This is a genomic window from Vulcanithermus mediatlanticus (assembly GCF_055385885.1).
This window is the reverse complement of sequence record NZ_AP042385.1, coordinates 36,126-54,182: the sequence shown is the minus strand read 5'-3', so window position 1 is coordinate 54,182 and position 18,057 is coordinate 36,126. Positions and strand designations below refer to the sequence as shown.

Here is an 18,057-nt window from a genome sequence, read left to right as displayed (position 1 = left end):
TGATAGCTTTGGAGGGATGGAACGACGTTATTTCGGCACCGATGGGGTGCGGGGCGTTGTCGGCGGCGAGGTTATGAACGCCGACTTCGTGTTGCGGCTCGGCCGTGCGGCCGGCCGGGTCCTCGGTGGTGGGCGGGGCAAGGTCTTGATCGGCCGGGATACCCGGGCCTCGGGATCGATGCTCGAGGCCGCCCTCACCGCCGGGCTGCTCGAAGCCGGCGTAGATGTTGAGCGGGTAGGGGTCGTGCCCACGCCGGGCCTTGCTTACCTGATCAGGCCCCTGGGGGCGCTGGCCGGGGCGGTGATCTCGGCCAGCCATAACCCTTACACCGACAACGGGGTGAAGTTCTTCGGGCCCGAAGGCACCAAAATTCCGGATGCCCTCGAGGCCGAAATCGAGGCCGCGCTCGATGGGGGTCGGCCCGCTCCGGCGGTGGGGCGGCTTTGGCACTCGGAAGAGAGCCAGCGCCGCTACCGGGATTATCTGCTCGAACGGGCGGGCGATCTCAGCGGACTCAAAATCCTCGTCGATGCCGCCAACGGCGCGACCCATGCCCTGGCGCCCTGGATCTTTTCGCGGGCGGGGGCCGAGGTGTTCGCGATCTGCGTGAGCCCCGATGGCAAGAACATCAACCGCGGGTGCGGCGCCACCGCGCCCTCGCTGATGGCTCGATTGGTCCGGGAGCTGGGCTTTGACGCCGGGGTGGCTTTTGACGGCGACGGGGACCGGGCGGTCTTCGCCGACCGGCACGGGCGCATCGTGACCGGCGATCACGTGCTCTATCTCCACGCCCTCGCCAATCGGGTACGGGCGGTCGTGGGCACCGAGATGACCAATCTGGGTTTGGAAAAGGCCCTGGCCCGGCAGGGGATCGAGCTTTTACGGACCAAGGTCGGCGACCGCTATGTTTACGAGCGCATGATCGCCGAAGGCCTGACCCTGGGCGGTGAACCCAGCGGGCACGTGATCTTCCGCGATCACGCCCAGACCGGCGACGGGCTTTTGACCGCCGCCCTGACCTTCCAGCTGCTCAAGCGGCAGGGGCGGGATCTCGCCGAGGTGGTGGATGAGCTCTCGCTTTACCCTCAGCTCATCGAAAACGTCCGTGTCACCGACAAAGGCGCCATCATGCGGCACCCAGAACTCGAGGCCCTGGTGGAAGCGGCCCGGACCCGCCTTGGCGAGGGCCGGATCAACGTCCGTCCGTCGGGTACCGAGCCCCTGGTCCGGGTGATGGTGGAAGGCCCCGATGCGGCTTTGGTCTCGGAGGTGGCCCGCTGGCTGGCGGGCGAGCTTGGCCGGCTGGCAGCGGTAGAATAACCGAGGCGTCCCTTCCGGCTTGGGTCCGGAAGGGAAACCCAGCACGGGAGGTGGGGATGAGTCGCGCCAAGATGCGCCTCGAGGCCCGCATGGCGCGGGTTTTGGCCGAGATCATTCACGACATGAAGGATCCCCGCTTGCCTCTCATCGTCAGCGTGGAGCGGGTACGCCTGTCCGGCGATCTTTCCCGGGGCCGGGTGCTCATCAGCGCCCTGGAGCGGAGCGAGGAGACCGTCGAGCTTTTGAACCGGGCCCACGGCCACATCCAGGAGGCGCTGGCCCACCAGATGGCGATGCGCCGGGTGCCCCGGCTGTCCTTTCACTTTCGCCAGGAGGAGGTTTTGTGACCCTCCGGCACCCGATCCGCGTGCGCTACGCGGAGAGCGACCAGATGGGGGTTGTACACCACTCGGCCTACGTGATCTGGTTGGAGGAAGCTCGCACCGTGCTGCTGGAGGCGCTCGGTCTGCCGTACCACGAGCTCGAGGCCATGGGTCTCTTTTTCCCCGTGGTTCGCCTGGAACTCCGCTACCGGCGCCCCATGCGTTATGGGGAGGTGGCCGAGATCGAGGTGTCCCTGCGGGCGGTCAACCGGCGGCAGGTGACATTCGCCTACCGCGTCTTGCGTAATGGCGACGAGATCGCGGTGGGGGAGACCGTTCACGTGGCGCAGGGGCCCTCGGGGAAGGCCATGCGCATGCCGGAAACGGTCTTCGAAACCCTCCAGCGCGCGCTGGCAAGTTGAGTGTGCTATGCTAAAGGCCCAGAGGGGCGTGTCCCCCTGGAGGAACGAATGGACGACGTATTTGCGCTTTTTGAACGCCACATCAACCCGGGTCTGGCAGGTTTGTTGCGGTTTACCGGACTCGACGTGGTTGAAGATCACGCCGAGGGCGTCTATGTGTGGGATACCTCAGGCCGGCGTTACCTGGACTTCCTCGGCCTTTACGGAACCCTGAACCTCGGACACCGGCACCCCCGGGTCGTCGAAGCGGTCAAGAAACAGCTCGACAGGATGCCGATGAGCGTCCGGGTCATGATCCCCGAGCCGACGGCCCGGCTCGCGGCCCGGCTGGCCGAGATCACCCCCGGCGATCTCTCGATGGTCTTTTTCGGCAACTCCGGCACCGAAGCTGTGGAGGCGGCGTTCAAGCTGGCCCGCATCTATACCGGCAAGCCGGAGGTGATCGTGACCGAGGGAGGGTTCCACGGCAAGACCATGGGTTCCCTCTCCCTGACCCCAAAGCCCGAGTACCAGACCCCGGTAGAACCGTTGGTGCCGGGGGTGAAGGTGGTCCCCTTTGGTGATGCCTCGGCGGTGGCGAAGGCGATCACCGAGGACACCGCGGCGGTGGTCGTCGAACCCATCCAGGGCGAGGGGGGCGTGCGTATCCCGCCGGAGGGGTACCTGCGCGAGCTGCGCGATCTGACCCGAGCCCGCGGCGTGCTGCTCATCCTCGACGAGGTGCAAACGGGCATGGGGCGCACCGGCAAGCTCTGGGCCTCGGAGTGGGAGGGCGTGGTGCCCGATATGATGACCTCGGCCAAGGCCCTGGGCGGCGGTGTGATGCCGATCGGGGCGGTGATCGGGCGGCCGGAGATCTTCGAGGTCTTCAAGCAAAACCCCCTAATCCACTCCTCGACCTTCGGCGGCAACCCCCTGGCGGCCGCGGCCGCGCTGGCCGCGATCGAGGTGACCCTCGAGGAGGACCTCCCGGCCCGGGCCCTGGCCATGGGCGACTACCTCCTGCAGCAGCTCGGGGACCTGGCCGAGGCTTGGCCCCGCTTCATCGTCGAGGTTCGGGGCCGGGGGTTGATGGTCGGCGTCGAGTTCGTGGACTCGGACATCGGCGCTCTGGTCATCAGCGAGATGGCGGCCCGCGGCGTCCTCACCGCCTTCGGCCTCAACGACCCCAAGGTCGTCCGGCTGGAGCCCCCCTTGATCGTCGAAAAGTCGCATATCGACGAGGCGGTCGAGGTGTTTGCCGCGGCGCTCGAGGCCACCGCCAAATCGCTCGAGGGCCTTTGGTGAACGCCTGCCTCGTGACTGGATATTAAATGTTGCATGAAGTCAAAAAACTGATTTACGAACACGTTCGCCTCCAGGCGAAGGCCTACCACGTGAAAGCGCTCTCGCGGGTGCTGGGGCTTGAGCGGGAAGAGGTCAAGGAAGCCCTGCGCGAGCTGGTCGATGAAGGTAAGCTGGTGCGCGTCAAGGGGCGTTACCGGCTGCCGGAGACGGTCGATCTCGTGGTGGGCAGGCTGTCCGTGGCCAAGGATGGCTACGGGTTCGTCGCCCCCGAGGCCGGCGGCGACGATCTCTTCATTCCTCGAGGCCGCTTGGCGGGAGCCTGGCACGGGGACCGGGTGATGGCACGCCGGCGTGGCGTGGGCCGGGACGGTCGTGAAAGCGGCGAGATCGAACGTGTCCTTGAGCGGGCCACCGGCGTTGTGGTCGGCGAGCTGCGCTTTTCTCGCGGGTTTGCCTGGATTGACTTGGAAAACCCGCGGCTGCCAGAACGCCTGAAGTTGCTTCCCGAGGGGCTTTCCGGGGTGGCCGCCGGCAGCCGCATCGCGGCCCGGGTCATCTACCCGGAAGAGACCGGGGGCGAGGAGGCGATCGCTCGCTTCCTCGAGGTCCTGGGCCCTGGCGATGACCCCAAGGCCGAGTTGCGGGCGGTGGTTCTCAAATACGATCTGCGCGACGCCTTTCCCCCGGAGGTCCTCGAGGAGGCGACCCGGGTGGCGCGCCAGCCGGTTGCGGAAAAACTGGCCGGGCGCGAGGACTTCCGGGACCTCCCCGTCTTCACGATCGACGGGGCGGACGCCAAGGACTTCGACGACGCCATCCACCTCCGGCGTCTGGGCCAGGGTCGCTACGAGGTCGGGGTCCACATCGCCGACGTGGGCGAGTACGTCAAGGAGGGCTCTCGGCTCGACCAGGAGGCCCTGGCCCGGGGAACGTCGGTCTACCTGCCCGGGCTCGTGCTCCCCATGCTGCCGGAACAGCTCTCGAACGGCGTCTGTTCACTCCTTCCCGGCGAGGACCGGCTGGTTTTGAGCGTCATCGTCGAGCTCACCCCCGACGGCGAGGTCGAGGGCTACCGCTTTGCCGAGTCGGTGATTCGGTCGCGGGCCCGGCTCACCTACGAGGCGGTGGAGGCGTTCCTCGAGGGCGGCGATCTCCCCGCCGAGGCCAGGATGCTGGCCGACGATCTGCGCGAGCTCTTCGCCCTGACCCAGCGACTCAGGGCCCGGCGTATGGCCCAGGGCTCGCTCGCTTTCGAGTTCCCCGAGGTCAAGGTCGAGCTCGACGACGAGGGGCGGGTGGTGCTCCTGCCCCAAAGGGAGGCCAAAGCCCGCTCGCTCATCGAGGAGCTCATGCTTTTGGCGAACCGTTTGGTGGCCAAGGATCTTTCCCAGCGCGGGCTCCCCGCCCTCTACCGGGTGCACGAGGACCCTTCGGAAAACCGCTTTCGCGAGGTGGCCCAGGCGCTCTCTCGGCTCGGCTACGAACTCAGCAGCCTGACCCCCAAGGGGTTTCAGGAGATCATCGAGGCGGCGCGGGGCAAAAAGGAGGCCCCGGTGGTCTCGACCCTGCTCCTGCGGGCGCTCAAGCTCGCCCGCTACGACGAAGATAACCTCGGTCACTTCGGTCTGGCCTTTCCCGACTACCTCCACTTCACGAGCCCGATCCGGCGTTACCCGGATCTCGTCGTCCACCGGGTGCTCAAGGCCAGCATTCGCGGCCAGCTCTCCGAGGGACGTCTGGCGGCGTGGCGGCGGCGCCTGCCCGAGGTGGCCAAGCACGTTTCCGAACGCGAGCGGATGGCCGAGGCCGCCGAGCGCGACCTGGCGAAGTACCACCAGGCGCGCTGGGCCCTGGCGCACAAAGGCCGGGTGTTTTCCGGCACCGTGAGCGGGGTGCAGGCCTTTGGCGCTTTCGTGATGCTCGAAAACGGCGTCGAGGGGCTCGTCCACGTCAGCGCCCTGAAAGACGACGACTACGTCTTCGTGCCCGAGGCACTGGCCCTTATCGGCCAGCGAAGCGGGCGTAAGATCCGGCTGGGCGACAAATGGAAGGTGCGAATCGAGGGGGCAAACCCCGCCGTGAGGCAGATCGACCTCGCACCGGCAGAGGAGGTGAAGGACATGGGTGAAGAAAAGAAGAGCGAGCAAAGCGCGCAAAAGCGCCGCCGCGTGGTGGGACCCCCGGAGGGCAAGGACCGTCCCGAGCGGCCGGTGCGTTTGACCGTGAACCGGGTTTATTTTGGCGAGTGGCGCGGGGAAGAAGAGCGCAAATCGAACGGCAAGAAGCGCCGTCGCTGAGCGCTGGTCGAGGCGGGTTAGGACCTTGGCTGCCAAAAAAGGATCCGGGCCAGGATACGACATCCGCCCCAATCTTTGGGTGATCCTCGAGGCGGGCAAAACCTTGGACTCGGTTTTCGTGCCAGGGCCTGTGCTGGGTGTAGGGTAAGTGCGAAGGCGCGGCGCTTTGCCGCGTGAGAGGAGGGTTAAATGAGTGAGGTGAAGTTCCCCGGTATCCCCACCACGGGGGACGGGTCGGAAGCGGCGGTTTGGGTTGAGACCCACGTGTCGCAGGCGGGTATCGCCTACCCGATTACGCCGTCCACCAATATGGGCTACGGCTATCAGGTGGCCGTCGCCAACGGGCGCACCAACCTCTGGGGCGACCCCTTGGCGTTCCTCGAGCCCGAGAGCGAGCACTCGGCGGGCACCGCCGCCGAGGGGTTTGCCCTGGCCGGCGGCCGGGTGACGTCGTTTACCGCGAGCCAGGGGCTGGTGCTGCAAAAGGAAGTGCTCTTTACCATCTCCGGTAAGCGCTTGCCGGCGGTCTTTCACATCGGGGCCCGGGCCCTGACCAGCCAGTCCCTCAACATCCACGCCGGTCACGACGACGTCTACGCCGTGGCTGATGCGGGCTGGGGTATCCTTTTCGCCACCAACGCCCAGGAGGTGGCCGACCTGGCCCTGATCGCCCGGCGGGCGGCCGAGGCCAGCCAGACCCCCTTCATGGTGGTGCAGGACGGGTTTTTGAACACCCACACCGTGGAGAATTTCCGTCTTCCCGAGCCCGAACTCATGCGCGCCTTCGTGGGCGACCCCAAGGAGCGGCTGCGGAGCCTTTTTGACCCCGATCATGCCATCATGAGCGGCGTGGTGCAAAACCAGGATTCCTACATGAAGGGGAAGATCGCCCAGCGCGCCTTTTACACCCGGGTTCCCAAAGTGCTCGAGGAAGCCTTCGCCCTTTTCGGACAGCTCACCGGACGGCACTACGATTTCGTCGAGGGGTACCGCCTCGAGGACGCCGAGTACGCCATCGTGGGCATGGGCAGCATGATGGGCACGGTGGCCGCGGTGATCGACTACCTGCGCGACCAGGGCGAGAAGGTGGGTGCCCTCACAGTGCGCAGCTTCCGGCCCTTCCCCGGCGTACGGATCGTGGAAGCGCTCAAGCATCTCAAGGCCATCGCCGTGCTCGAGCGCACCGATGAGCCGCTCGCCGAATCCAACCCCCTGCTGCGCGAGATTAAGGCCGCATTCGCTGACGCCCTCGATGCGCACCCCGCCTATCCCGCGATCGAGCGCTCGCCCAGGTTCTACGGCGGCGCCGCGGGCCTCGGCGGGCGCGACATCCGTCCTGCCGACGTGGTGGCGGTCTTCGACCACCTGAAGCAGGGTGGCGAGCGCCGCTATTTCGCCCTCAACATCAAGCACCCGCTGGCGCTTTCCCCCAAGGGCGATCCCGACGTCGTCGAACCCGGAACCTTCCGCATGCGCGGCTACTCCGTCGGCGGCTACGGCTCGGTGACCACCAACAAGGTCATCGCCAGCGTGACCGCAGATCTCTTCGACCTCTACGTCCAGGCCTTCCCCAAGTACGGCTCCGAGAAGAAGGGGCTGCCGACCAACTACTACCTCACCGTGGCCGAGGCGCCGATCCGGGTGCGCGCCGAGCTCCGCTACGTGGAGATGATCGCCATCAACGACCCCCGGGCGCTCGAATACACCAACCCCTTCGGTGGTCTCAAGGAGGGCGGGGCGGTATGGCTCCAGTCGCGGCACGTGGATCCCAAGGAAATCTGGGCCAGCCTGCCCGCGTATGCCCGCCAGATCATCCGCGAGAAAAAACTCCGCCTCTTCGCGATCGATACCGTCAAGATCGCCCGCGAGGTGGCTACGCGGCCGGATCTGGTCATGCGCATGCAGGGGATCGTATTGCTTGGGTCGTACTTGAAGATTGCCCCCTTCGCCGAGCGCGCGAGGCTTGGTGAGGCCGATCTGTGGCGCGAGGTGGAGAAGGTCATTCGCAAGTACTTCGGCAAGCGGGGCGAGAAAGTGGTCGAAGCCAACATGGCGGCGATTCAGCGAGGGTACCGTGAACTGGTTGAGGTGCCCGAGGAGGTCATCGCTTGGGAACCGGAGGAGGTGGTCGCGTGAAGGGCCAGAAAATCGAGGCGGGCGAGCTCGACCTCGAGATCGAGTTCACTCCCGAGCCCGCACTCGTGGATGTCGATGCCTACAACGAGGGCTTTTCCAAGGTCGTGGATGCCTACAACGAGGGCCGCGCGGATACCGAATGGCCGGCGGACCTCGATTTGGCACGCAGTTTGATTGCCCCCGGAACAGGGGCCTACCGCGATTTCTCATACATTGCGCCCGAAATTCCCGAGTACTACAACGATAAGTGCACCGGGTGCATGGAGTGCGTCACCGAGTGTCCCGACACCGCGATCCTGGCCAAGGTGGTGCCCGAGAGTGCCCTCGAGGCCGAACTTGCGAAGATCGAGGACCCCGAGACTCGCGAGCGCATGCGCGCGCATTTCGCCAAGACCAAGAAGTTCTACGATCTGCCCAAGAAAAAGGGGCACGAGCCGGGGATGTTCTCGATCTTCATCGACCCCACCAAGTGCAAGGGATGCGCGGAGTGCGTGGAGGTCTGTGACGACGACGCCCTGGGCATGATCGAGAAGGGCGACCGCACGGTGCCCGAATACAAGGAGGCGTTCGACTTCTTCAAGGCCCTGCCCGACACCCCCTCGGTCTACATCAACGAGCGCACGCCGATCGACATCATGCTCACCGACAAAACCCTCCTTTACGTGGGCGGTGCCGGGAGCTGCGCGGGGTGCGGAGAGGCCACGGCCCTCCGCATGATGGCGGCGGCCAACGCCTTTTATTACGGGCGCGAGTGGGGCATCGTGGCCGCGACAGGCTGCAACACCGTCTACTCCTCGACCTACCCTTACAACCCCTTCTTGGTGCCCTGGACCAACTCCCTCTTTGAGAACGCCGCCACCGATGCGATGGGCATCCGCCTGCGCTGGGACCAGATGGGCTGGCACGACAAGAAGCTCTGGGTGGTCGGCGGCGACGGCGCCATGTTCGATATCGGCTTCCAGGCACTCTCCCGGATGCTAGCCTCGGGCATGAACATCAACGTCTTGGTGCTCGACACCCAGGTCTACTCCAACACCGGCGGCCAGGCTTCGACCGCCACCTACCTGGGCCAGGAAACCAAGATGAGCGCTTTCGGCAAGGTCTTGAAGGGCAAGACCGAGCAGCGCAAAGAGATCGGGGAAATTCTCATGATGCACCCCGATGTCTTCGTGGCCCAGACCACCGCAGCCCACTTCAACCACTTCTACAAGGCCATCTTCGCCGCCAACGAGTACGAGGGGCCCTCGGTGGTGATCGTCTACACCACCTGCCAGCCCGAGCACGGCGTCGGTGACAGCATGGCCTCTCACCAGGCCCGCCTCGCGGTGCTCTCCCGCACCTTCCCCGTCTTCATCTACGACCCCCGCAAGGGCGAGCGCCTTTCCGAGCGCCTCGACCTCAAGGGCAACCCGGCGATCTACGACGACTGGTACATCGACCCCAAGACCAAGGAGCCCGTCACCTTCATCGACTTCGCCCGCAGCGAAGGCCGGTTCGCCAAGCACTTCGACAAAGATGGCAACCCCGACGACGTCATCCTCGCGGCCAACGAAGACCGGCTGCGCAACTGGCGCCGGCTCCAGGAGCTCGCCGGGATCCTGGATAAGAAGAAAAAGACGGCCTAATAAGCACTGATGGCACGCTTTCGGGGCGACCGGCCGGTCGCCCCGGTAAGCTTTGCCGTTAGCTGCGCTCGTCGCCGAAAAGAGATTTTGACGATGGTTCCAAGGCCGCCTTTGCCGCGCCCGGACCAGGAGCCGGAGCTATTCATTTGAACCCTGGATGACCGTCTGGAATGAGTATCCTAGAGACACCATGACGCCAAAAAAGGCCGCTTTGCGCTGGTTCGTCCTTGGTCTGGGGCTACTTTTGCTGAGCGCGGGAGCCCAGGGGCAGTCCGGAGAAAAAAGCCCGCTTCTTACCCCGGAGTTTTGGAAGACGGCCACGGCAACGGACCCAAGGCTGATCGTTACGCTTCAAAGCGCTGATCTTAACGTTCACAACGAAATCGGACTAACCCCCCTCCATTACGCCGCGGCCCTTGTTTCAGACCCCGAAGTATTGAGGCTGCTCCTGCGTCTTGGTGCGGATGTTGGCATCCGGGACGACACTGGTTTGTCGCCGCTGCATTGGGCGGCAGACCTCAACAGCAACCCCGAAATCATCCGAACCCTCGTCCAAGGAGGGGCGGATGTCGGGGTCCGGGACATGTTTGGCCAGACGCCCCTGCATTTAGCGGCGAGGCACAACAGCAACCCGGAAGTTATCAAGACCCTGGTCCAACTGGGAGCAGACGTCAGGGTCCGGGATATGTTTGGCCAGACGCCCCTGCATTTAGCAGCACGCTACAACAGCAACCCAGAAGTATTGATGGCTCTCCTTGAGCTCGGTGCAGATCCCAAGGCCCGAACGATAAAAGGTTCCACCCCCTGGGACCTGATACAGGAGAACAAGGACCTCAAAGGCACCAAGGCCTACTGGCAGCTAAACGACCTGCGGTGGTGAAGAGTTCGCTCCCCTTTGGCCCGTGATCCTCGTCGGCACCGCCTCCTGGACCGACCCCACCCTGATCGAGGCGGGGTGGTATCCGCCGGGCGTGGCCAGGAACGCCGAGAAGCGCCTTCGCTACTACGCCGAACGCTTTCCCACCGTCGAGGTGGACTCGACCTATTACGCCCTGCCCTCGGAGAAAAACGCCCGGCTCTGGGCGGAGCGCACCCCCGAGGGCCTCGTCTTCAACGTCAAGGCCCTCAGCGCCTTCACCGGCCACGGGCTGGAGGCCCGGGCCCTGCCCAAAGACCTGCGGCCGCTGCTGCCGGACCCGGCGTTTCGGGGGAGGCTTCCCCAGTCAAAGCTTTCCCCCGAGCTGGTCGAGGTCCTCTGGGAACGGTTCGTCTCGGCGCTTTGGCCTTTGCAAGAAGCGGGGAAGCTGGGGTACGTGCTCTTCCAGTTCCCGCCCTGGTTCCGCCCCTCGGAGAAGGCTTTCGAAAAGCTGAAAGAGGTCAGCACCCGGGCCAGGAGCGCCGGGATACTGCCCGCGGTCGAGTTCCGCCACGCCTCGTGGTACGGGGAGGGTGTCTGGCCAGAAGTACGGAACCTTCTCAGGGCGTGGGAGCTCGTCCACGTGGCGGTGGACGCGCCAAGGGCGCCGGGGGCGCCGCCGCTCGTGCCCGAGGTCACCCACCCGGAGGCGGCCGTCCTTCGCTGCCACGGGCGGAACGAAAAGACCTGGTGGAAGCGCACGAAAGCCGCCTACGAGCGCTTCAACTACTGGTACTCAGAAGAAGAGATCCGGGAGCTGGTGGAGGTGGCCCGGGGAATGAAGGCGCAGCGGACCTTCGTCATCTTCAACAACAACTACGGGACCCAGGGGGTGGAGGCGGCGGAGATGTTCATGCGGGTCGCGGGGGGTTAAAAGTGTGCGAACCGCACCGGGCGGTACGCATAGAGATACCTACCTCTGGTAGGAACGATGGTAGTATAATCATGCTGTGAGTTCCGCCAAGAGCGCCAAAATCAGTATCAGCCTCGCACCCGAGTGGCTGCGTTTTGCCGAGGAATACCGCAAAAAGCACCATCTCTCCAGCCGAAGCGAGGTCATTGCCCTGGCGCTTAAAAAGCTGCGTGAGGCCGAGATGGCCGAAGGCTTCCGTCAGATGGCCAGGGATTACGAAGAAAGTCCCGACGAGTGGATCGACTCGGGTCTTGAAGAAACCCTCGATTACATGGATCGGGGTTAGGCCGTAACGATGTTTCGCCGTGGTGACATTGTGCTCGTGGATTTTAACCCGGCGCGAGCCGGGGAGGCAGCAAAAGTCCGGCCCGCGGTCGTCGTCTCCAATGACGTCGCCAATACGCTGGCGCCGGTAGTGGTTGTTGTTCCCTTGACCTCGAACCTGAATCGGGTGTACCCCGTTGAGGTGGTGCTGCCGGCGCGTCGCACCGGAACCGAAAGGGACAGCAAGGCCCAGGTCCAGCTCATCAGGCACGTGAGCAAGAGCCGCCTGATCAAGGTGATCGGTCACGTCCCGGAAGACCTCATGGCTGAAATCGACCTGCGTTTGAGAGAGCTCTTGGGGCTCTGAGCTTCGTCCAGTGCGAAAACACTGGCCACCGGAACGCAGCGGAGAAACCGCACCCGGGGAAGAAAAGGGCCTTCGAGCTGGCACTGGAGAAGGCGGGCCCGGGAGAGGCGCGCCAGGGGGCCCTCGCGCTCAGGCGGGCTCGAAGTCATACTCCACCACCGCGATGTGGTAGGGGCGGGCCGCGTCATGGAGCCAGCGGATCACCGGGCCGTGGGGGTCGGCGCGAAGGAGCACCCAGACCACCTCCCGCCCCATGCGCTCGTGGAGCCGGGTGCGCCAGCGGGCGTCTTCCTGGGGCTCGCGGTCCTCTTCCCAGATCTCGTAGACCCGCTCCAGGCCGTCGAGGTGGGCACAGACCGGGGCCCAGAGCGTCTCGCCCTGGGGGCCGGGGAGGGGCTCGTCGAAGGCCAGGCGGGCGAGGCGCTTCTTGTAGCGGGCGAGGAGCTCCTCGCCGAGCTTCCACTGGACGAGGGTCCGGGCCGCGGACGCTTCGAGGGGGCACTTCTCGCTGGAATCCGCGTGGACGAAGCGCCAGGGGTAAAGCTCGCCGAGCCGGGGCAAAACGGGGCGCTCGCAGGCCCGGCAACGAAGCCGCCCCGCCCCGGCGTGGGAAAAGAGGCGGGCCCTGGCCCGGGCGAGCCTTTCTGAGTCCCGGGCCAGGCGGCGCCTGGCGTCGAAGAGATCAACCAAGCGTTCGTCCCCGGGGGCTTTCAGCATCGCGGTCAGCACGGGCGCCTCCCGGGGATAGGTTAACAGGTGACAACTATCCAGAGGAAGAGGTCGCCCATGAGAGCTGGGCCTCAGGTATCACTCAGCCATAAGTGGTATCGGTGTAAGTGTAGGGGAGAGAGCATGGGAAAGCGTTTCCTCAAGGAGGCCTCTGTTCCGTGTGCTCGCGTGACCATCGCTGGAAAAGAAATCGTGGCGTGCAGAGATGAAGTGGAACGTATTGTCGAGACGCTCAGCCCAGAGCCCATTCGCATCCACTGGGTGCTTATAGGGAATCGGAGGTTTCCGCCCAAGCAGGTGGTAGAAGCGGTGGCACGGGCCAAAAACGTGCCTCTAAACCGGCTAGATTTTCAGACCATGAGCGCACGGGCTTTTTTAAAAAAGTTGGGCTTCGAGATGAACTCCTAAGCCTTTCCTAGTTCGAGCGCATCTCGCACATTTCGGACTCAGACCAGCTGCGAACGGTACGGAAAGCAAGGAGCTCGAAAAGGTCGTCAACCCTGGCGAAGCCATTACCTCGAGCCTGCGCCCCGGCCAGCCAGACTGGCACGCTACCTTCCTTATCGCCCACCAAAGAAGTCAATGTAAGACTAAAGCTTCCGTAGGGCTTTAGGATGGGTATAGCGTATCCTCCGCTTTGAACAGTCGTGGCTTGGAAGCTCCCGCTTCCCCAATAAGGATTGTAAGTATAGCTGCCCCTGGTCTTGTAGGTTGGAGGAATATAGACTTCATCCTTGCTAACACCGACCTTCGGCTCAACTATAAGCAAATAGTCCAATCTCTCACGCAAAATCTCATCCTGCTTTTCCTTGGCTTTTACACCCAACAGCATAGGAAGCACCTCACTCCCCAGGGTGATCACCTGCAGGTTTGAGCACTGGCTAAGGTGCTTCTTGAATATGGCCTCCGTTTTCAACTCTTGACCATAGTCGTTTGTCACAACCAGAACCCCCACTCGCTTGCCATCGAGCTTCTGGGGCTGCACCAGCACTGGATTAAACTCCATCCCAACGGCCCACCGATACCGCGGGGCACACCCCCCAAGAAAAGCAGCCAGGCCGAGCGTGAGAATGCCTAGCGATAACCTTGAAAGCCTCATGTTCCTCCTTCAAAACCTGATTCTACGACCGACCCAAACTGCTGCGTCCTACGACCTCACAATCTGAACAGGCTTTCATGGAACCTCCACAGGGCCTCGCGGTTGGCGCGCTCCAGGGCCCGGGTGCCATCGGGGAAAGGTGGGGAGTCGGTGGGGAACGGGGAAGCGCCTGGGGAAGGAGAGGTGGAAGCTTTCGCGGAGGCCTGGGACCTCAAGGTGCTGCCGGCCTTCGCCTTCGGGAGTCAGGTGGCCTTTGAGGCAGAGGAGGCGCGGGGGAAGCGTGGTGCCAGAGAGCCATTCTCGCACGCGTCGTTCGCACCTTAAAACCGCTTTTGCGCAAACTCATCAAAACAGGCAGTAGTCATAACTTCACCCCTATAGTCACACCTTTCCCCCAGCGCCGGATATACGAATTGGCCTTTCCATGTGCGCAGAAGCCTAAAACACAAGTTGGTCGGCCTTCCTGGGTCCCCACCATGAATAACCACTAAACGAAAGATCAGCAGCTCTCGAGAGGAATCTCCCCTCCCCTGAATATGCTTATCTAACAAACGGAGAATCTCCTCCTTCTTTTCGCTAAGAAGCTCTAGCTCAAACATGGTCGCCCAAACCGCTTCCCCAGGGGTCAAACTTACCGCGTCAGAAATTTCCTCCGTATGGCCGAGGATGTACCTGCGGCCTTTCTCATCCTTGATCCACAATTCAACACGCTTCACCTGAACACCGTATTTCCCAAGGTTTTTCGAATACTCAAATAACAGCCTAAGAATCAAAGGATTTTCTTTGCGGGGAAAGCCAAGGTATACCACCCCGAGAGCAAGCATCGGCTTGGTGTCTACCCGTACCAACCTTTCCTGAAGCTTTCGCATATCTCGGGTGGCCCGCGCCTGCTCCCAGGTTGCCCGCCAGAGAGCAACGGTAAAAAGTGCCATGATCAGGGATGGTGCCACCGGGATCGCGATACCAGCGGCCTGCTCTGAAGTGAGCCCAAACCATGTTCGGAGCAGGTTGTAGACTGCGAGCGCAGCTCCTCCCGCCAGCACGATTACCACGATGGCGCCAAACAACCCGTAGAAGATCAGCCAAAACCCCGAGGCCAGCCACTGACGCCAATTCCTTAGGTGCATCCAGTTTATGATAACCACCTAAGCTACGCGATAAGAGGCGCGTTCATCAAGCTGGCGAAGAGCCCCGAAGCACGGGGCGGTTGGCGAGGGGCGCTTCGGGTTTGCGGGCAAAAACTCCTTCTTTTCAGATGTCAATACATTAACAGAGCTAAGGTTCGTCTAAAACCATCTTCACCCGTTGCGGGCGCCCGAGGGGGAAGAGGTGGACCCCGGCGAGGCCGGCGGCCTGGATTTCGCGGAGTGTTTGGCGAGCCCAGCGGTAGCCAGCTTCCTTGCCCTCGGAGGTGAGGGCCTCGAGGAGCGCCCCCGGCACGTTGGCCCAGGCCGCCACGCGGCGCGCCATCTTGGCACTCACCAGGGGAAGAATGCCCCAGAGGATAGGAATCGGGCTCTTGCCACCCAGGGTGTTCAGGAATCGCTCGACCTCAGCGAGCGAAAAGACCGGCTGGGTCTGGACGAACTGGGCCCCGGCCTCGACCTTGGCGAAGAACTTTTCCGCCTCCAGTGCCAAGTCCCTGGCCCCGGGGTTCGCGGCCACGCCGAGGAGGAGATCGGTGGATCCCTCGAGGTCACCCCCGGCCCAGTTCTTCCCCTGGTTGAGTCCGTGGGCCAGCTTCACGAGCTCGACCGCGCCCACCTCGTAGACCGCCTTGGCGAAGGGGTGGTCGCCCCGCTCGGGCGGGTCGCCGCCGAGCAGCAGCACGTTTTTGACCCCGGCGGCATAACCGCCGAGCAGTTCGGACTGAAGCGCCAGGGTGTTGCGGTCGCGGGCGGTGAGGTGGGGGATGGCCTCGACCCCGGTGGCTTTTTCGACCAGAACGGCCACGATGAACGGGTTCATGCGCAAGTTGGCCATGGGGGCGTCGGAGAGGTTCACCGCGTCGACGAATTCGGCGATCTCCCGGACCTCCTGGATCGTCCGGCTGGCGTCGGCGCCCCGCGGTGGGTCAACCTCGGCGGTGATGACGAAGTGGTTCCGATTCAGCTTCTCCCTGATCGTCATCGGGCCTTCCTTCTTGAGCGCTGGCGGTCTTGAGAGTCGATGATGATGGTGACCGGGCCGTCGTTGACGAGGTCGACTTCCATCATGGCCCCAAAAACGCCGGTCTGGACCTCGACGCCTTCGTCGAGGAGCCGCTCGACGTAGTGTTCGTAGAGTCGCTTTCCGAGGTCGGGATCGGCCGCCTCGGTGAAGCTCGGGCGATTCCCCTTTCGGGTTTCGGCATAAAGGGTGAACTGGCTCACGACCAGGGCCTCACCGCCAATGTCTTTGAGCGAGCGGTTCATCTTGCCCTGCTCGTCAGGAAAAATACGCAGGTTCACGGTCTTTTTCGCCAGGTAGTCCGCGTCTTCGGGAATGTCGCCGCGGCGCACGCCGACGAGCACCACCAGGCCCTCGTCGATGCGTCCGACCACCTCGCCCTCGACGCGGACTTCGCCCCGCTTGGCGCGCTGGATGACGACACGCATGGCGTCATTGTATAAGCGCCCTGGAAAAAACGCGATGTCCTCGGGCTTCAAGGCTCCGGTCCCGGCCGGATGAAGACGCCGATCGCGCCGGGGCCGGCCTGGGCAGTCACCGCCGCCCCGGCGTCGTGGATCGTGGGATCAACCACGATCCCGAGCGGCCCGAGCATCGCCGCGAGCTCAGCGGTGGCTTCGGGGTTTTCGGCGTGCGCGAGTACCACCGAGGCCGACTTTTGGCGCCGCAGTAGCTCGGCAATCCGCCTCAGGCCTTGCTTGAAACCCCGGACCCGGTCGATGGGGAAGACCTCGCCTTTCTCGACCGCCAGCACGGGAAGGATCCTGAGCAGCTGGCCCACGAAGCCGGCCAGGCCGGAAATCCGCCCGCTTCGCAACAGCGCTTCCAGGGTCGCCGGAAGCACGAATCCGCGGATCCGCTTGGCATACGCGCTGAGCGCGGCCTCGAGGTCTTCCCACGCCAGCCCAGCCTCGAGGCGACGCCGGGCCTCCTCGAGCACCAGGCGGAGCCCGGCGTTGAGGCTCAGGGTATCGATCACCTTCACCCGCCCCGAAAAGGCGGCGCTGGCCTGGCGCGCGGAAGCGTAGATGCCCGAGAGCTTCGACGAAGCGTGGGCGGAGACCACCCGGTCGTGCCGGGAAAGGAGGTGCTCGTAAAAGCGGGCGAACTCTTCGGGATTGGGCTGGCTGGTCGAGAGCGACTTTTGCGCCCTGAAGGCAGCGACCACCGCCTGGGGGGTGATGTCCAGGTAATCGCGGTGGACCACCCCATCCACGATCACCTTGGCCGGGATCACCTCGAAGCCAAGCGCCTTGGCGCGCTCGGGGTCCAAACCGATGGTGGAGTCTGCGGCAAACGCGACTTTCACAGTGCGTAAGCGTAAAAACCGTAGGTCCCGGGACCGGCGTGGCTGCTGATGACGGCGCCGAGTTCCCCGGTATAGCCCTCCTCAATCGGGAGCGGGCTCTTTGAAACCGCCATCTTGAGGGGGGCGAGCGCTTCGGAATCGACCGAGTACATGTAGAAGATGCGAACCTGGCGCTTGCCACGGGCCCAGTTTTCGAGCGAGGCCACCATCTCCGCCAGGGCTTTTTTGGCCCCGCGGACCTTGCTGACCGGCTCAACCTGTCCGCCCTCGATGGTGAGGATGGGCTTGATGCGGAGCAGTGTTCCCAAAAAGGCCTGGGCGCCCCCGATACGGCCGTTTTTGTGGAGGAATTCGAGGGTGTCCAGGGTGAAGCGAACAATGTGGTCATCGCGGATCCGCTCCAGCTCCATCTCCACCTCGTGCAGCCTCGCCCCAGCGTCGAGGAGCTCCTTGGCCCGCATCACCATCATCCCCACGCCGGCCGAGGCGGCCGTGGTATCGAAGATCGTGACCCGGCCACCAAACTCGAGTGCCGCCATTTCGGCCGAGCGAACGGTGCCTGAGAGTTTGGACGAGAGGTGGATCGAAAGAACGTGGTCGGCGCGTTGCAAGCACCTTTCGTAGACCTCTTTGAAAGCTTCCGGAGAAGGTTGGCTGGTGGTTGGGGGCTTTGCCCCCTGCTTCATGGCCGCGATGACTTCATTCGGGGTGATGTCCACCCGGTCGCGGTAAGTCTTGCCGGCGAGGTTGACCAATAGAGGGACAACCTCGATGCCTTCAGCCTCGGCCCAGCCCTTGGGGAGGTCCGAGGTGGAGTCGGTGACAATCGCGACGTTCATCCAACTCACACTAAGGGTCGGCGTAGGAGTTTGCAAGCCTA

At 63.9% G+C, this 18,057-nt stretch carries 20 protein-coding genes; 13 read left to right on the top strand and 7 right to left on the bottom strand.

All coding sequences use genetic code 11. The features are described from left to right. The first annotated feature begins 16 nt into the window (after positions 1-16). The 11 genes from glmM to ACZ5BT_RS01085 all read left to right on the top strand — a co-directional run bounded on the left by glmM (position 17) and on the right by ACZ5BT_RS01085 (position 11,871). Complete coding sequence (gene glmM, locus ACZ5BT_RS01135) at positions 17-1,321, top strand: phosphoglucosamine mutase (protein ID WP_464884805.1); 1,305 nt, start codon at positions 17-19, stop codon at positions 1,319-1,321. A gap of 56 nt (positions 1,322-1,377) precedes the next feature. Next, on the top strand, positions 1,378-1,668 hold the full coding sequence (rbfA, locus tag ACZ5BT_RS01130; protein WP_464884804.1) for a 30S ribosome-binding factor RbfA: 291 nt from the start codon (positions 1,378-1,380) through the stop codon (positions 1,666-1,668). Next, positions 1,665-2,066, top strand: a complete 402-nt coding sequence (locus tag ACZ5BT_RS01125; RefSeq protein ID WP_464884803.1) for an acyl-CoA thioesterase — start codon at positions 1,665-1,667, stop codon at positions 2,064-2,066. The genes rbfA and ACZ5BT_RS01125 overlap by 4 nt, the downstream gene beginning before the upstream one ends. A 48-nt stretch (positions 2,067-2,114) precedes the next feature. Next, positions 2,115-3,353: an aspartate aminotransferase family protein gene (locus ACZ5BT_RS01120; RefSeq protein WP_464884802.1), complete on the top strand. Its 1,239-nt coding sequence runs from the start codon at positions 2,115-2,117 to the stop codon at positions 3,351-3,353. Between the two features lie 26 nt (positions 3,354-3,379). Next, positions 3,380-5,650, top strand: a complete 2,271-nt coding sequence (gene rnr, locus ACZ5BT_RS01115; RefSeq protein ID WP_464884801.1) for a ribonuclease R — start codon at positions 3,380-3,382, stop codon at positions 5,648-5,650. Positions 5,651-5,839: 189 nt separating this feature from the next. Continuing rightward, the gene (locus tag ACZ5BT_RS01110) at positions 5,840-7,786 is read left to right on the top strand and encodes a 2-oxoacid:acceptor oxidoreductase family protein (RefSeq protein ID WP_464884800.1); all 1,947 of its coding nucleotides are present in this window, start codon (positions 5,840-5,842) and stop codon (positions 7,784-7,786) included. Beyond that, positions 7,783-9,411, top strand: a complete 1,629-nt coding sequence (locus ACZ5BT_RS01105; RefSeq protein ID WP_464884799.1) for a thiamine pyrophosphate-dependent enzyme — start codon at positions 7,783-7,785, stop codon at positions 9,409-9,411. The genes ACZ5BT_RS01110 and ACZ5BT_RS01105 overlap by 4 nt, the downstream gene beginning before the upstream one ends. Positions 9,412-9,601: 190 nt before the next feature. Further along, a complete protein-coding gene (locus tag ACZ5BT_RS01100; RefSeq protein WP_464884798.1) occupies positions 9,602-10,291 on the top strand; it encodes an ankyrin repeat domain-containing protein in 690 nt (229 codons plus the stop codon). 22 nt (positions 10,292-10,313) lie between these two features. Beyond that, complete coding sequence (locus ACZ5BT_RS01095) at positions 10,314-11,201, top strand: DUF72 domain-containing protein (protein ID WP_464884797.1); 888 nt, start codon at positions 10,314-10,316, stop codon at positions 11,199-11,201. Positions 11,202-11,277: 76 nt separating this feature from the next. Then, on the top strand, positions 11,278-11,526 hold the full coding sequence (locus ACZ5BT_RS01090; RefSeq protein WP_464884796.1) for a ribbon-helix-helix domain-containing protein: 249 nt from the start codon (positions 11,278-11,280) through the stop codon (positions 11,524-11,526). 9 nt (positions 11,527-11,535) lie between these two features. Further along, positions 11,536-11,871 carry a type II toxin-antitoxin system PemK/MazF family toxin gene (locus ACZ5BT_RS01085; RefSeq protein ID WP_464884795.1) on the top strand — a complete coding sequence of 112 codons (336 nt, stop codon included), beginning with the start codon at positions 11,536-11,538 and terminating at the stop codon, positions 11,869-11,871. Positions 11,872-12,000: 129 nt separating this feature from the next. On the opposite strand, the gene ACZ5BT_RS01080 is transcribed toward ACZ5BT_RS01085, so the two are convergent. Further along, on the bottom strand, positions 12,001-12,600 hold the full coding sequence (locus tag ACZ5BT_RS01080) for a hypothetical protein (protein WP_464884794.1): 600 nt from the start codon (positions 12,598-12,600) through the stop codon (positions 12,001-12,003). A gap of 123 nt (positions 12,601-12,723) precedes the next feature. Here ACZ5BT_RS01080 and ACZ5BT_RS01075 point away from each other — a divergent pair, with 123 nt between their 5' ends. Beyond that, a complete protein-coding gene (locus tag ACZ5BT_RS01075; protein ID WP_464884793.1) occupies positions 12,724-13,008 on the top strand; it encodes a hypothetical protein in 285 nt (94 codons plus the stop codon). 7 nt (positions 13,009-13,015) lie between these two features. Here ACZ5BT_RS01075 and ACZ5BT_RS01070 read toward each other — a convergent pair whose 3' ends face one another. Beyond that, positions 13,016-13,585 (bottom strand): hypothetical protein, encoded by a 570-nt coding sequence (locus tag ACZ5BT_RS01070; RefSeq protein WP_464884792.1) that lies wholly within the window; start codon positions 13,583-13,585, stop codon positions 13,016-13,018. Between the two features lie 297 nt (positions 13,586-13,882). Between ACZ5BT_RS01070 and ACZ5BT_RS01065 the strand changes: the two genes are divergently transcribed. Further along, positions 13,883-14,023, top strand: coding sequence for a hypothetical protein (locus ACZ5BT_RS01065; RefSeq protein ID WP_464884791.1), 141 nt, complete (start codon positions 13,883-13,885; stop codon positions 14,021-14,023). Here ACZ5BT_RS01065 and ACZ5BT_RS01060 read toward each other — a convergent pair. From ACZ5BT_RS01060 to ACZ5BT_RS01040, 5 genes are all read right to left on the bottom strand, one after another. Beyond that, positions 14,020-14,826 carry a hypothetical protein gene (locus tag ACZ5BT_RS01060; protein ID WP_464884790.1) on the bottom strand — a complete coding sequence of 269 codons (807 nt, stop codon included), beginning with the start codon at positions 14,824-14,826 and terminating at the stop codon, positions 14,020-14,022. The genes ACZ5BT_RS01065 and ACZ5BT_RS01060 overlap by 4 nt on opposite strands. A gap of 148 nt (positions 14,827-14,974) precedes the next feature. Beyond that, entirely contained in the window at positions 14,975-15,829 is an 855-nt protein-coding gene (locus tag ACZ5BT_RS01055; RefSeq protein ID WP_464884789.1) for a methylenetetrahydrofolate reductase, read from the bottom strand. Further along, positions 15,826-16,296, bottom strand: a complete 471-nt coding sequence (gene dtd, locus ACZ5BT_RS01050; protein ID WP_464884788.1) for a D-aminoacyl-tRNA deacylase — start codon at positions 16,294-16,296, stop codon at positions 15,826-15,828. The genes ACZ5BT_RS01055 and dtd overlap by 4 nt, the downstream gene beginning before the upstream one ends. Before the next feature lie 47 nt (positions 16,297-16,343). Next, positions 16,344-17,177, bottom strand: a complete 834-nt coding sequence (locus ACZ5BT_RS01045) for a DegV family protein (RefSeq protein ID WP_464884787.1) — start codon at positions 17,175-17,177, stop codon at positions 16,344-16,346. Next, positions 17,174-18,016, bottom strand: coding sequence for a DegV family protein (locus ACZ5BT_RS01040; protein ID WP_464884786.1), 843 nt, complete (start codon positions 18,014-18,016; stop codon positions 17,174-17,176). The genes ACZ5BT_RS01045 and ACZ5BT_RS01040 overlap by 4 nt, the downstream gene beginning before the upstream one ends. Between the last annotated feature and the right edge of the window lie 41 nt (positions 18,017-18,057).

What these genes read in the sequence shown, in the direction of transcription:
- glmM (WP_464884805.1), top strand. Translation starts at nt 17, where the DNA reads ATGGAACGACGTTATTTCGGCACCGATGGGGTGCGGGGCGTTGTCGGC.
- rbfA (WP_464884804.1), top strand. Translation starts at nt 1,378, where the DNA reads ATGAGTCGCGCCAAGATGCGCCTCGAGGCCCGCATGGCGCGGGTTTTG.
- ACZ5BT_RS01120 (WP_464884802.1), top strand. Translation starts at nt 2,115, where the DNA reads ATGGACGACGTATTTGCGCTTTTTGAACGCCACATCAACCCGGGTCTG.
- rnr (WP_464884801.1), top strand. Translation starts at nt 3,380, where the DNA reads ATGTTGCATGAAGTCAAAAAACTGATTTACGAACACGTTCGCCTCCAG.
- ACZ5BT_RS01110 (WP_464884800.1), top strand. Translation starts at nt 5,840, where the DNA reads ATGAGTGAGGTGAAGTTCCCCGGTATCCCCACCACGGGGGACGGGTCG.
- ACZ5BT_RS01100 (WP_464884798.1), top strand. Translation starts at nt 9,602, where the DNA reads ATGACGCCAAAAAAGGCCGCTTTGCGCTGGTTCGTCCTTGGTCTGGGG.
- ACZ5BT_RS01085 (WP_464884795.1), top strand. Translation starts at nt 11,536, where the DNA reads ATGTTTCGCCGTGGTGACATTGTGCTCGTGGATTTTAACCCGGCGCGA.
- ACZ5BT_RS01075 (WP_464884793.1), top strand. Translation starts at nt 12,724, where the DNA reads ATGGGAAAGCGTTTCCTCAAGGAGGCCTCTGTTCCGTGTGCTCGCGTG.
- ACZ5BT_RS01060 (WP_464884790.1), bottom strand. Translation starts at nt 14,826, where the DNA reads ATGCACCTAAGGAATTGGCGTCAGTGGCTGGCCTCGGGGTTTTGGCTG.
- ACZ5BT_RS01055 (WP_464884789.1), bottom strand. Translation starts at nt 15,829, where the DNA reads ATGACGATCAGGGAGAAGCTGAATCGGAACCACTTCGTCATCACCGCC.
- dtd (WP_464884788.1), bottom strand. Translation starts at nt 16,296, where the DNA reads ATGCGTGTCGTCATCCAGCGCGCCAAGCGGGGCGAAGTCCGCGTCGAG.
- ACZ5BT_RS01040 (WP_464884786.1), bottom strand. Translation starts at nt 18,016, where the DNA reads ATGAACGTCGCGATTGTCACCGACTCCACCTCGGACCTCCCCAAGGGC.